Consider the following 12,824-nt stretch of genomic DNA (forward strand, 5'->3'; position numbering starts at 1 on the left):
GGCGGTCGCGGCCGGCGCACCGGCCCAGGCCTCGCGCGGCGACGCCCGCCGGCCGCTGGCCGGCGCCCAGCCCGCCGAGGCCCCCACCGCGCAGCCCACCGCCGAGCCGGCGCCCGAGCCGGTCAAGCCGAAGGTGGTCATGCCGGTCGCCCGGCACGGCCTCGGCGAGGTGTTCGGCGAGGCCGGCACCCACTGGGCCAACCGGCACACCGGCATCGACTTCCCGGTGGACGGCGGCTCCGAGGTCTACGCCGTGACCGACGGCACCGTCCGGACCCAGTGGAACCCGTTCTACGGCTACATGACGATCCTCAAGATGCCCGACGGCACCGAGGCCTGGTACTGCCACCTGCGGGCGTACAAGGTGCGCAAGGGCCCGGTGAAGCAGGGCGACGTGATCGCCTTCGTCGGCAGCAGCGGCAACAGCACCGGCCCGCACCTGCACTTCGAGATCCGGCCCCAGGGCAACGGGCCGATCGACCCGCTGCCCTGGCTCCTCTCGAACGGACTGGACCCCCGCTGAGGGCGCGTCAGAGCTTTTCCACCGGCGCGTAGCGCAGCAGCAGCTGCTTGCGCCCGTCGGTGCCGAAGTCGACGGTGGCCTGCGCCCGGTCGCCGACGCCCGTGACGGCCACCACCGTGCCCAGCCCGAAGCTGTCGTGGGTGACCCGGTCGCCGACCGCGAGCGAGACGGCCTCCCGCTCCACCATCCGGCCGCCGCGCCGCGCCGACTGACCCCAGCCGGCCTTCGGCGACGCCGAGGACGACGAACGCGAACTCCCGCCGCCGGACGAGGACTTGCCCCAGGACGAGCCCGAGGAGTAGCCGCGCTGGACCGGCGCCTGGGCCGCCCCGGTGCGCTTCCACTCCACCAGCGTCTCCGGGATCTCCTCCAGGAACCGCGAGGCCGGGTTGTAGGCCGGCTGCCCCCAGGCGCTGCGCAGCACCGAGCGGGTCAGGTACAGCCGTTCGCGGGCCCGGGTGAGCCCGACGTACGCGAGCCGGCGCTCCTCCTCCAGCTCCTTGACCTGGTTGAGCGCCCGCATGTGCGGGAAGATCCCGTCCTCCATGCCGGTCAGGAAGACCACCGGGAACTCCAGGCCCTTGGCGGTGTGCAGGGTCATCATCGTGATGACGCCCTGCCCGCCCTCGTCCTCGTCCGGGATCTGGTCGGAGTCGGCGACGAGGGCGACCCGCTCCAGGAAGTCGGCCAGCGAGCCGACCGGAGGGGTGCCCTCCTCGCCGGCGTCCGGCCGCTCGCCCGGGTCCTGCTCGTACTCCAGGGCGACGGAGGCCAGCTCCTGGAGGTTCTCCACCCGGGTCTCGTCCTGCGGGTCGGTGGAGGCCTGGAGTTCGGCGAGGTAGCCGGTCTCCTCCAGGACGGCCTCCAGCACCGCCGCCGGGCCGGCGCCCGACTCGACCACCTGGCGCAGCCCGGCCATCAGGGTGTTGAACTTCTTGACGGCGTTGGCCGAGCGCGCGGCCATCCCGTACGCCTCGTCGACCCGCACCAGCGCCTGGGCGAAGGAGATCCGCTCCCGCGCGGCCAGCGCGTCGACCATCGCCTCGGCCCGCTCGCCGATGCCGCGCTTGGGCACGTTGAGGATCCGGCGCAGCGGCACGGTGTCCTCCGGGTTGGAGAGCACCCGCAGGTACGCCAGGACGTCCCGGACCTCCTTGCGCTCGTAGAAGCGCACCCCGCCTACGACCTTGTACGGCAGGCCGACCCGGATGAACACCTCCTCGAACACGCGGGACTGGGCGTTGGTCCGGTAGAAGATCGCGACGTCGCCGGGCTTGGCCTCGCCCTTGTCGGTGAGCCGGTCGATCTCGTCGGCGATGAACTGGGCCTCGCCGTGCTCGTCGTCCGCGACGTAGCCGATGACCTTCTCGCCGTGCTCGCCGGCCGTCCACAGCTTCTTCTCGCGGCGGTTGGCGTTGCGCTCGATGACGGCGTTGGCGGCGCTCAGGATCGTCTGGGTGGAGCGGTAGTTCTGCTCCAGCAGGATCGTGGTCGCGTTCGGGTAGTCCTCCTCGAACTGGAGGATGTTGCGGATGGTCGCGCCGCGGAAGGCGTAGATCGACTGGTCCGCGTCACCGACCACGCACAGCTCGGCCGGCGGCACCTCGGCGAGGTGCGCGGCCGCCGGGTTCACGAACTCGCCGTCCGCGGTGCGCTTCGGCGCGGCCCCGACGGACCCGCCGCTCAGCTCCCGGACCAGCATGTACTGGGCGTGGTTGGTGTCCTGGTACTCGTCGACCAGGATGTGCCGGAACCGGCGCCGGTAGTGCTCGGCGACGTCGGGGAAGGCCTGCAGCAGGTTCACCGTCGTCATGATGATGTCGTCGAAGTCGAGCGCGTTGGCCTCGCGCAGGCGCCGCTGGTAGAGCGCGTACGCCTCGGCGAGCTTCTTCTCCATCGGGTTGGCGGCCTGGGCGGCGAAGGTCTCCTCGTCGATCAGCTCGTTCTTGAGGTTGCTGACCTTCGCCGTGAAGGACTTCGGCGGGAACTGCTTCGGGTCCAGGTCGAGGTCGCGGCAGACCAGCGACATCAGCCGCTGGGAGTCGGCCGAGTCGTAGATCGAGAAGCTGGAGGTGAAACCGAGCTGCTTGGACTCGCGGCGCAGGATCCGCACGCAGGCGCTGTGGAAGGTGGAGACCCACATCGCCCGGGCGCGCGGGCCGACCAGCGCCTCGACGCGCTCGCGCATCTCGCCGGCCGCCTTGTTGGTGAAGGTGATCGCCAGGATCTCCCCCGGCTGCACCCCGCGGGCGCCCAGGAGGTGGGCGATCCGGTGGGTGAGCACCCGGGTCTTGCCCGAGCCGGCGCCGGCCACGATCAGCAGCGGGGAGCCGGCGTGCAGCACCGCCTCGCGCTGCGGGTCGTTCATCCCCTCCAGCAGCTGCGCCGGGTCCACCACCGGCCGCGCGGCGCCGTTGCGGTACCAGGCGTCCCGCTCGGCCTCGGCGGAGCTCCCCGGCTCACTGAAGGCCGCGGTCCGGAACAGCCCCTCCGGGATCGCCTCCTCGTACGCGTCGTACGGGGCGTCCTCCTCGTACGGCGGGGGCTCCTCGTCGATCGGAGCGGCGGGCTGCTTCGACCCGGCGGCGGGGGCCTCGAAACCGGGGAGCGGAAGGTCGTCAAAGAGGCTACTCATGGCACATCGAGTCTATGGCCACCGACCGACAAGCCCGCCCGCCCCGGAGGATCCGGGCGGACGGGCTGCGGTTCCCGGGGCGTCTCAGACCAGGCGGCGGGCGGTGGCCCAGCGGGTCAGCTCGTGGCGGTTGCTGAGCTGCAGCTTGCGCAGGACGGCGGAGACGTGGCTCTCGACCGTCTTCACCGAGATGAACAGCTGCTTGGCGATCTCCTTGTAGGCGTAGCCGCGGGCGATCAGCCGCAGGACCTCGCGCTCGCGCTGGGTGAGCCGGTCCAGGTCCTCGTCCACCGGCGGGGTGTCGGTCGCGGCGAAGGCGTCCAGCACGAAGCCGGCCAGCCGGGGCGAGAACACCGCGTCGCCGTCGGCGATCCGGAAGATCGCGTTCACCAGGTCGGTGCCGGTGATGGTCTTGGTGACGTAGCCGCGCGCGCCGCCGCGGATGACGCCGATGACGTCGTCGGCGGCGTCCGACACCGACAGCGCCAGGAACTTCACCCCGCCCTGCTCCCCCATCACCCCGACCGAGCGGCGCAGTACCTCGACGCCGCCGCCGCCCGGCAGGTGGACGTCGAGCAGCACCACGTCCGGCCTGGTCTCGGCGACCACGCGGACCGCCGAGTCCACGTCGTCGGCCTCGCCGACCACGTCGATGCCGGTCACCTCGGTGCGGCCGATCTCGGCCCTGACCCCGGTCCGGAACATCCGGTGGTCGTCCACCAGCACGACTCTGGCCGTGCTTCCCCGGCCTCCGGCCGGGGGGACTCCCATCGGAGCTGCCTCAGTCATCCGTTCTCTCCATCTCCAGCTCGACCTCCGTGCCGCCGCCCGCTGCCGGCCGCACCCGAGCGGTGCCGCCGTTGCGCTTCATCCGGCCGATGATCGACTCCCGTACGCCCATCCGGTCCTCGGGCACCGTGTCGGGGTCGAAGCCGGGGCCGTGGTCGCGGACGAACACCGACACCGTCTTCCCCTCCACCTCGGCGTAGACCTGGACCGGTCCCCCGCCACCGTACTTGGCCGCGTTGACGGTCGCCTCCCTCGCGGCCTGCATCTGTGCCGCGATCCGCTCGTCCATCGGGCAGTCGCCGACGATCACCAGTTCGACCGGGACGCCGTGCCGGTCCTCGACCTCGGCGACGGCGGCCCGCAGGGTCTCCGCCATAGTGTCCGGCGCGGCCTCGGCGGCGGCCTCCGGGCGGTACAGCCACAGCCGCAGCTCGCGCTCCTGGGAGCGGGCCAGCCGCAGCACCTCCTTGGGGTCCTCGGCCCGGCGCTGGATCAGGGTCAGGGTGTGCAGCACGGAGTCGTGGATGTGCGCGGCGATCTCGGCCCGCTCCTGGGCCCGGATGCGGGCCGTGCGCTCCGCCCCGAGGTCCTGCCACAGCCGCAGGCCGTACGGGCCGAGCAGCACCAGCACGCCGGCCAGCACCGCGAGCGAGGCCTCGATCACCGAGCCGAGCGTGGAGCCGCTGCCCTGCATGGCGAGCAGCGCGATGGTGCCGGCCACCGCCAGCAGCACGCCCGCGCCGACCCGGGTGTAGGCGCCGCGCCGCTTCTCGCCCTCCTCGATGCCGAACCAGCGCTGCCAGCGCGAGTCGTCGGCCTGCCGCCAGACCAGCGCCACGCCGACGCCGATCGCCAGCAGCGGCCAGGTGTACGGCTTGGCGGTCTGCAGGCCGAGCACGTTGAGCAGGGCGATCAGGCCGATCACCGTCATCACCAGGGCGGCGAGCTGGCCGAGGCCTCCCTGCCCGCCCTTGCCGGCCGGTGCGGCCTCCTCGCCCTCCGCCGGGGCGGTCACCGGCTCGCCCTGCAGGGTGTGCTGGAGCAGCCGGCGCATCCGGCCCACCCAGCCGGCGGCCTGGCCGCCCTTGTCCAGCAGGCCGCCCTGCAGCCCGGGCGAGGCCGGGACGAACACCCCGTTGACGTACACCCACTGGGCGCCGCCGCGCTGCGAGGGCTCGCCGATGCCTATCGGCACCACGAACCAGAACGCGGCGTACAGCAGCGCGCCGATCCCCTGCGCGAAGAAGAGCACGACGAAGGCGATCCGCACCCACCGCACCGGCAGCCCGAGGTGCACCGCCAGGCCGTGCGCGACGCCGCCCAGCATCCGCCCCTGCGGACTGCGGTAGAGCCGCCGGTAGGGCGGCCGCTCGCCGTCGGGCGCGCTCGGGTCGGCGCCGGCCGACGACGCGGTGTCGGGGGCGATGGATCGGGGATCGGTACCGGGGGCTGCCACGCCACCGATGGTTCCACGCGCGTACCCGCGGGCGCATCAGGGTGTGTCCCCATCCCGTATCAGGGACAAGTCAGGGTACGGACAGGGGTCCACCCGGTTGGGCCGGGCCGTCCGCTGCCGGAAGGATGGTGCCCATGACCGAGGACCCCCGCATCGAGGAGGCCGGGCCCGCCGCCCCGCCGGAACCGGACCGCCCGCCCCTGACCCGTGCCGAGCACCACCGCGTGGTGGCCGGCGTCTGCGGCGGCCTCGGCCGGCACCTGGACATCGACCCGGTGGTCTTCCGGGTCGTCACGGTGGTGCTCTGCCTCTCCGGCGGCCTCGGGCTGTTCCTGTACGGCCTGGCCTGGCTGATCGTGCCGACCGACGACGGCTCCAAGGGCCGCGGCGGGCGCACCGAGCTCCAGCGGGTGCTCACCGGGCGGGTGGACGGCCAGTCGGTCGGCGCGGTGCTGCTGACCGTGATCGGCACCGGGGTGTTCTTCTCCTCGATGGACGACGGGGACCAGATGTTCCCGCTGCTGCTGCTCGCCGCCCTGGTCTTCCTGGCCGTGCGCTACGACCCGGAGCGCCGCCGGGGCCGCGGGCGCGAGCGCCGCGGCGGCCCATACGACCGTCACTTCCCCGAGTCGGACTCCACCGGGGCCACCGGGAGCAGCGCGGGCACCGGGGCCTACCGCTGGCCGCGGCCGGAGCAGGACGGATCGGCTCCGGCCGGTGCCGCCGCCTCCCGCGCCGCCGGGAAGGGCCCCGCCGACAGCCCGCCGCCCGGCCCCGGCGGCTACCTGTGGGACCCGCGCCACCCCGAGCGCAACCCGTACGGGGGCGCCGGCCCGGCCACCCCGACGCCGCCCTACGGCACGCCGACGCCGCCGTACGGCACCCCGGTGCCGCCGGCCGGCGGCCCGGCCCAGCCCTGGTGGCAGCGGGCCGACCTGCCGAAGGGCGACCCGCTGCGCAAGGAGAGCCCGGAGCCCCGTCCCGAGCCCGCCGCCGCGCGGCGCCCCCGGGAGCGCTCGGCACTCGGCTTCTTCGGCTTCCTGCTGGCGGTGGGCGCGGCCACCGCGGTCTGGGCCGCCTCCGCCGGCCACCACAACCCCACCGTGCTGGGCGCCACGGTGCTGGCCACCGCGCTGCTGGTGGTGGGCCTGACGCTGCTGGTCGGCGCGAGGTACGGCCGGGCCCGCCGGCTGGCTGTGACCGGTCTGCTGCTCACCCTGGCGCTGGCCTTCGTGGGCCACTCGCCGAACTCCGTGCGCGACGCCGTCGGCAACCGCGACTGGACCGTCTCCTCGGCGGCCGACCTCCGGGAGCGGTACAACCTCGGCGCCGGGCAGCTCGACCTGGACCTGTCCGCGCTCGACCCGGCCGGGGCCACCCTCGGCACCAAGGTCGACCTCGGCACCGGCGACATGACCGTCCTCGTACCGGACGACGTGACGGTGAACGTGGTGACCAGGGTCGGCCTGGGCAACGTCTCCGTCCCCGGTGAGAAGGGCGACAGCACCGGGCGGCACGACTACTCGATCGGCCCTGCCAACGGGCAGCCGAGCAAGGGCACCCTCAATCTCGAACTCGGAATCGGGCTCGGCAACATCAAGGTGGTCCAGCAGTGAGGAAGCACCGGATCGACCTGTTCTCGCTGATCGCGGGCGCGCTGTTCACCGTGATCGCCGTGGTCTACCTGGTCGCGGCCGTCAACGACCAGTCGGTGAACGGGCGGATCGTCATCCCGGTCACCTTCCTCGTGCTCGGCGCCGGCGGCCTGGCCGGCGCCGTCGCGGCGGTGGCCAGGCGCGGTCGGCCCGACCGCGAGGAATGACCGGCCGCCGACCGGCCGGCCTCGGCCCTCAACCCTGCTGCGGGCCCAGGGTCAGCTGGTCCCCGGTCTTGCTGACGGCGTACTTGGGCAGCGGCTTGACCGCCGGCCCGTTGACCACCGCGCCGGTCGCGGCGTCGAACCGGGAACCGTGGCAGGGGCAGTACAGCTGGCCGTTCTTCGGCGCGTCCACGGCGCAGCCCGCGTGGGTGCACACCGCGGAGAAGGCGCAGTACTGGCCGGCCTTGGGCTGCACGATGTAGACGGCGTCCCCGGTGGCCGGGTCCTTGACCTGGGCCGAGCCGCCGACCGGCACGCTCGCGGCGGGCACCGTGGGGGCCGTCGCCGCGGTGCCCGGCGCCGGGGCGGTGGAGACCGGGGCGGCCGACTTCTCGGGTGCGGCCGACCTGTCCCGGCCGAAGGTGCGGGTCAGCGAGCCGGTGAGCAGCCCCGCCCCGCCGATCGCGACGGCCGCGATGCCGCCGTCCACCAGGGCCCGGCGCTTGACGTGGTCCTCGCCCAGCCCGCGCGCGCGGTCCCGCCCGGCCCGGCGGGCCAGGTAGCCGTCCACCGACAGGTACGGCGTGCCGGCGAGCAGCAGCGGGGTCCAGGCCATCAGGTAGGCCAGGTCGTTGCCGAGGTAGTACGGCGAGACGCTCCAGCTGACGGTCAGCCACAGGCTGAGGTTGAGCAGCGCGCCGCCGAGCGCGGCGACCCGGCCCCAGAGGCCGAGCAGGGTGCCGAGGCCCACCGCCAGCTCGCCGAAGGCGATGGAGAGCGCGAACAGGGTCGGGTGGTCGAGGGCGGGGCCGAGCAGGAAGGAGATCGGGCTGCCGCCCGCCTTGGCGGCCTGGGTCTGCGAGACGAAGGACGCCGGGTCGCCCGCTCCGGCCAGGAAGTGGGCGTCGGAGAGCTTGTCGAGGGCGGCGTAGACGAAGGTGACGCCGAGGAAGAGCCGCAGCGGCAGCAGCGCGTACGTGGACGCGAGTGCCCTGCGCTGTGCCGCCCGGGCGGCCCGGCCGGCCGCGTCCCCGCCGGCCGGCACCGGGTTGCTGGCCTCCGACATCCCTCACACCTTCCCTCACCGCCCGCCACTCCCTGACGGGTCCGGTCCGCATTCTGCCCGCTCCCGCCCGCTTTCGGTGGGAGGTCCCTTCCGGGGAGCGGCGCCCGCACCGCAAAACGGTCGCGCCGTCGCTCCCTCCAGTACGGGAACGACGGCGCGACCGTTCAGGCACCGGCCTCAGGGCGACGGAACGCCCCGGCGGCCGGCGGGAGTGGTCACTCCCACTCGATGGTGCCCGGCGGCTTGCTGGTGACGTCGACGACGACGCGGTTCACGTCGCGGACCTCGTTGGTGATCCGGGTGGAGATCTTCGCCAGCACGTCGTACGGCAGGCGCGACCAGTCGGCGGTCATGGCGTCCTCGGAGGAGACCGGGCGCAGCACGATCGGGTGGCCGTAGGTGCGGCCGTCGCCCTGCACGCCCACGCTGCGGACGTCGGCGAGCAGCACGACCGGGCACTGCCAGATCTCGCGGTCCAGACCGGCCGCGGTCAGCTCCTCGCGGGCGATCGCGTCGGCGTCGCGGAGCAGGTCCAGGCGCTCCTTGGTGACCTCGCCGACGATCCGGATGCCCAGGCCCGGGCCCGGGAACGGCTGGCGCTGGACGATCTCCTCCGGCAGGCCCAGCTCCTGGCCGACCATCCGGACCTCGTCCTTGAACAGCTTGCGCAGCGGCTCGACCAGCTGGAACTGGAGGTCCTCCGGCAGGCCGCCGACGTTGTGGTGGGACTTGATGTTGGCGGTGCCCTCGCCGCCGCCGGACTCCACCACGTCCGGGTACAGGGTGCCCTGGACCAGGAAGTCGACCGACTCGCCCTGCTCGCCGGCCTCGGCGACGATCTCCGCCTGGGCCTGCTCGAAGACCCGGATGAACTCCCGGCCGATGATCTTGCGCTTCTCCTCGGGGTCGGAGACCCCCTTCAGCGCGTTCAGGAAGCGCTCGGAGGCGTCGACGACCTTCAGCTGGACGCCGGTGGCGGCCACGAAGTCCTTCTCGACCTGCTCGGTCTCGCCCTTGCGCATCAGGCCGTGGTCGACGTAGACGCAGGTCAGGCGGTCGCCGATGGCCTTGTTGACCAGGGCCGCCGCGACCGCGGAGTCCACGCCGCCGGACAGGCCGCAGATGGCGCGCTTGTTGCCGACCTGCTCGCGGATCAGGGCGATCTGCTCGTCGACCACGCTGCCGGTGGTCCAGGTCGGGGAGATGCCGGCGCCGCGGTAGAGGAAGTGCTCCAGGACCTGCTGGCCATGGTCGGAGTGCAGCACCTCGGGGTGGTACTGGACGCCGTAGAGCCGGGCCTCGTCGTTCTCGAAGGCCGCGACCGGGACCAGGTCGGTGGAGGCGGTGACGGCGAAGCCCTCCGGGGCCGCCGAGCAGGCGTCGCCGTGCGACATCCACACCGAGTGCTGCGCCGGGACGCCCTCGAACAGGGTGGAGCCGGTGCGGGAGACGGTCAGCGGGGTGCGGCCGTACTCGCGGGCGCCGTTGTTGTCGACGGTGCCGCCGAGGTGCTTGGCCATCAGCTGGAAGCCGTAGCACATGCCGAAGACCGGGACACCGGCCTCGAAGACCGAGCGGTCGATCTGCGGCGCGCCCTCTTCGTAGACCGACGACGGGCCACCGGAGAGGATGATCGCCTTGGGGTTCTTGGCGAGCATCTCGGCGACCGGCATGCTGCTCGGCACGATCTCGCTGTAGACCCGCGCCTCACGCACCCGACGGGCGATGAGCTGGGCGTACTGGGCGCCGAAGTCGACCACCAGGACGGGGTCGTTGTCCGACGCGGACTGGACGGGAATTGCAGAGGACACGGACGGCCTTCCGGCAGCGGTATCGAGGTTGTCACACGGGGCCGCCTCCCCTACGGGGCTGCGGCTGCGGACGGTGTGGGGTGTCTGGACACCGATTCTACCGGGCTGTCCGGTTTCACTCGTCTGCCCGTCCGATGAACCGTGACCGGGCGGGGCCGCGGTTCGTTGCTTCCTACGAACGTACGGCCGCGCCGCGTCCGCCAGACGCGCCGCCCGCCCCCGCGGGGGCACCGCCGTACGGCAGCAGGACCACGCGTGGAGTTCCACCCCAGTCCACCGGCGCACGTGGTGCCGCCGCCCGGTCCGCCGGGCGGCCGGTTCCGTGGGACCGTGCGCGGGTGCCGCGGCCGGCCAGCAGGGGACAGCGACCCCGGCCGCGACTGGGCCGAGAGGTGGGACGGCCGGAGTCCGGGGACGCCCGGGACCGGCCGTCGCACCCCCGGTCCGAACCGGTGCGCGCCCGGCGCACCTCCCCTCCGCCCCGCGCCGCTACGCGCGTCCCCGTGCGCCACAACCATTCGATCCACTACTCACCGTGATCATCGATGGCGCCCCCGGGGGGAAATGCTCTGTGCCGAACTGTGCCGAACCGGTTGCAGAGCGAGCCCTCCGTCCAGCACGATGCTCGTTGTAAGCGGTTCTCCCGACGCCTGACGGCCCACCGAGGAGTCCCGCGACGGTGTTCTCCGCAGCCGTGCCGCAGGGGAGGCGGCAGCGGCCCTCACTTCACGCTCCGTGAGCGTGGGACCGGCGCATACCCGCGCCCCGACCCACCGCGTACGGGCGTGCACGCCCCGCGTGCGACCGGCCACCCACGCCGGAGCCGCGCGGCGCACCACGAAGCCAACCGACACGACGGCGCCCCTCCCCCGGCGCCGTCACCCCAGCACCGGCGCGGCCCTGACGCCGAGTGCTGAACGACAAAGGGCCCCGTTCCCCCGCGGGGCCCTTTGCCCTTCCCGGGGACACCCGCGCCCGGGGACGCCCCGGCGAAGGACGCCGGCCGGGGCCGCTCCTTCCGGAGCGCCCGCTCAGGGGTGCTTGCGCCAGACGCTCGGGTCGACCGGATCCTCGGCCGGGGGCGGCGGCACCGCACCGGGCACCGGCGCCCCGCCGGCCGGGGCGGGCCGCTCCTCGTGGGAGGCGAGCACCTCGCTCACCGCGTTCCCGGGGGCGAACGGCCCGTCCTGCGGAGCGGGCGCCTGCGACGGCACGCCGTAGCCCGGATCCCCCTGGGCCGGACCGCCCTGGGCCGGACCGCCCGGCACGGGGCCGCTCTGGGCCGGGACGCCGTGCGCCGGCGTCGCGTACGGCACCTCCGGCGGCACCGTCCCCGGGTACGCCGCGCTCCCCCCGGCCCGGGCGAACGGGGACTCGGCGTACGGCACGGCACCGCTCGCCGCACCCTCCCCCCGGCCGCGGACGGCCGCCAGCAGCGGCGGCACCGCCAGCGCTCCGACCAGCGCCCAGACCGCGTTGGCCACGAGCACGCTCAGGAACGCGAGCCCCGCCGACTCCTCCTGGGAGAGCTCCATCCGCCCCGCGCCGGTCCAGCCCGAGGTGGACATGGTCCGTGTCATCAGCACGCCGGAGACGGTCATCAGCAGGGTCAGCGCCCCCGCGTGCAGGGCCGCGAGGCGCAGCCGGTCGACCGGGTCAAGCCCCCGCCGGAAGGCCACCCAGCCGAGCAGGGCCGCCGAGGCGAGCGCGAGCAGGCCGGCCCAGCGCCAGTCGCCGGTCAGGTCGTGCAGGTCGAAGAAGGAGAAGTCGGTCCCGGTGCTGCGGTCGTCCCAGGAGTTCTCGCTCCGGGAGTCGTCGCCGCCGGACAGGCCGGAGTGCGCCCGGAAGGTCGCCCCCGATCCGAAGCCGAGCAGGGTGAGGCCGAGGTTGGGCAGGAAGGCCAGCGAGATCCCGGTCCGCGCCCCGCTGTCGCTGTCGACCGCGACCAGCACGAAGGCCGTCACCGAGGCCAGCCCCACCGTGACCGCCAGCGCCTGCCCGGCGGCCAGCGCGGACACCGCCCAACCGCGGACCGCGCGGCTGCGCCAGGCGGCCCAGCGCAGCGCGTCGGTGCCGTGGACGACGAAGGCCAGCAGGCCTGCCGCCACCGCGGTCCAGGCGACCGCCTCCAGCCAGCCGGAGTCCGCCGTGATCAGCGCCTGGCCGGACCTCGCGCCGGCGGAGCCGAGCGGACCGCCGGCGCCGAAGTAGTCGGGCTTCACCCGGCTCTCGGGGTGCCACTCCGTGCTGCCGACCAGCCCGAGCAGCCCGCTCACCGCCGCGAGGACCAGAGCGGTGCGGACCGCCTCACCGGCGGCCTGGCCCCGGGTGAGCTGGCCCTCCACCGCCTTGCGCCGGCGCAGCCCGGCCCGCAGGCCGAGCCAGAGCGCCAGGCACCACAGGACGGTGACGGTCAGCGGCAGCACCCGCAGCGCGATCTCCAGCCGGTCGCTCCGGCTCGCGCCCGACGCGCTCTCGTAGCCGAGCCGGAACGGCGCGCCGAGCGCGTTCAGGGCCATCGACAGCGCCGAGCCGAAGCGCTCGCCGAAGCCGCCCGACTGGAAGCGGTACTCGTACTGGTAGTCGCTCGGGATCGCCGCGATCAGCGCGACGGCCAGCAGGACGAGGGTCGGCGCGAGGGCCGCCCTGACCGCGGGGCGCCAGTCCGCGGCTCGGCGCCGCGAACAGGAGGCGGGGAGCGGCGGGCGGATCCGGGAGGAAGGCT

8 protein-coding genes and 1 pseudogene are annotated in these 12,824 nt (G+C 74.1%); 3 read left to right on the plus strand and 6 right to left on the minus strand.

Features of this window, described 5'->3' with window-relative positions; genetic code table 11:
- Positions 1 to 523 (plus strand): M23 family metallopeptidase (locus AB0E96_RS30130; RefSeq protein ID WP_359828941.1); only part of this gene is annotated, 523 nt, incomplete at its 5' end.
- Positions 524 to 530: 7 nt separating this feature from the next.
- Here AB0E96_RS30130 and pcrA read toward each other — a convergent pair.
- The 3 genes from pcrA to AB0E96_RS30145 all read right to left on the minus strand — a co-directional run bounded on the left by pcrA (position 531) and on the right by AB0E96_RS30145 (position 5,373).
- On the minus strand, positions 531 to 3,158 hold the full coding sequence (pcrA, locus tag AB0E96_RS30135; RefSeq protein WP_359828942.1) for a DNA helicase PcrA: 2,628 nt from the start codon (positions 3,156 to 3,158) through the stop codon (positions 531 to 533).
- A gap of 84 nt (positions 3,159 to 3,242) precedes the next feature.
- On the minus strand, positions 3,243 to 3,947 hold the full coding sequence (locus tag AB0E96_RS30140) for a response regulator transcription factor (protein ID WP_359828943.1): 705 nt from the start codon (positions 3,945 to 3,947) through the stop codon (positions 3,243 to 3,245).
- A complete protein-coding gene (locus tag AB0E96_RS30145) occupies positions 3,940 to 5,373 on the minus strand; it encodes a PspC domain-containing protein (protein ID WP_359828948.1) in 1,434 nt (477 codons plus the stop codon). The genes AB0E96_RS30140 and AB0E96_RS30145 overlap by 8 nt, the downstream gene beginning before the upstream one ends.
- A gap of 164 nt (positions 5,374 to 5,537) precedes the next feature.
- On the opposite strand from AB0E96_RS30145, the gene AB0E96_RS30150 reads away from it, so the two are divergent.
- Together AB0E96_RS30150 and AB0E96_RS30155 are read left to right on the plus strand one after the other, a co-directional pair.
- Positions 5,538 to 7,019: a PspC domain-containing protein gene (locus AB0E96_RS30150; RefSeq protein ID WP_359828944.1), complete on the plus strand. Its 1,482-nt coding sequence runs from the start codon at positions 5,538 to 5,540 to the stop codon at positions 7,017 to 7,019.
- Positions 7,016 to 7,225: a hypothetical protein gene (locus AB0E96_RS30155; protein ID WP_359828945.1), complete on the plus strand. Its 210-nt coding sequence runs from the start codon at positions 7,016 to 7,018 to the stop codon at positions 7,223 to 7,225. The genes AB0E96_RS30150 and AB0E96_RS30155 overlap by 4 nt, the downstream gene beginning before the upstream one ends.
- A gap of 28 nt (positions 7,226 to 7,253) precedes the next feature.
- On the opposite strand, the gene AB0E96_RS30160 is transcribed toward AB0E96_RS30155, so the two are convergent.
- From AB0E96_RS30160 to AB0E96_RS30170, 3 genes and pseudogenes are all read right to left on the minus strand, one after another.
- The gene (locus tag AB0E96_RS30160) at positions 7,254 to 8,288 is read right to left on the minus strand and encodes a Rieske 2Fe-2S domain-containing protein (protein WP_359828946.1); all 1,035 of its coding nucleotides are present in this window, start codon (positions 8,286 to 8,288) and stop codon (positions 7,254 to 7,256) included.
- A gap of 215 nt (positions 8,289 to 8,503) precedes the next feature.
- On the minus strand, positions 8,504 to 10,099 hold the full coding sequence (gene guaA / locus AB0E96_RS30165; RefSeq protein ID WP_359828947.1) for a glutamine-hydrolyzing GMP synthase: 1,596 nt from the start codon (positions 10,097 to 10,099) through the stop codon (positions 8,504 to 8,506).
- A gap of 1,031 nt (positions 10,100 to 11,130) precedes the next feature.
- Positions 11,131 to 12,824, minus strand: a pseudogene (locus tag AB0E96_RS30170) (hypothetical protein); the annotation flags it as partial.

Source organism: Kitasatospora sp. NPDC036755, from assembly GCF_040636595.1.
Taxonomy (GTDB): Bacteria; Actinomycetota; Actinomycetes; order Streptomycetales; family Streptomycetaceae; genus Kitasatospora.

Coding starts and splice junctions, on each gene's coding strand:
- pcrA (WP_359828942.1), bottom strand. CDS start 3,158: ATGAGTAGCCTCTTTGACGACCTTCCGCTCCCCGGTTTCGAGGCCCCC.
- AB0E96_RS30150 (WP_359828944.1), top strand. CDS start 5,538: ATGACCGAGGACCCCCGCATCGAGGAGGCCGGGCCCGCCGCCCCGCCG.
- AB0E96_RS30160 (WP_359828946.1), bottom strand. CDS start 8,288: ATGTCGGAGGCCAGCAACCCGGTGCCGGCCGGCGGGGACGCGGCCGGC.
- AB0E96_RS30140 (WP_359828943.1), bottom strand. CDS start 3,947: ATGACTGAGGCAGCTCCGATGGGAGTCCCCCCGGCCGGAGGCCGGGGA.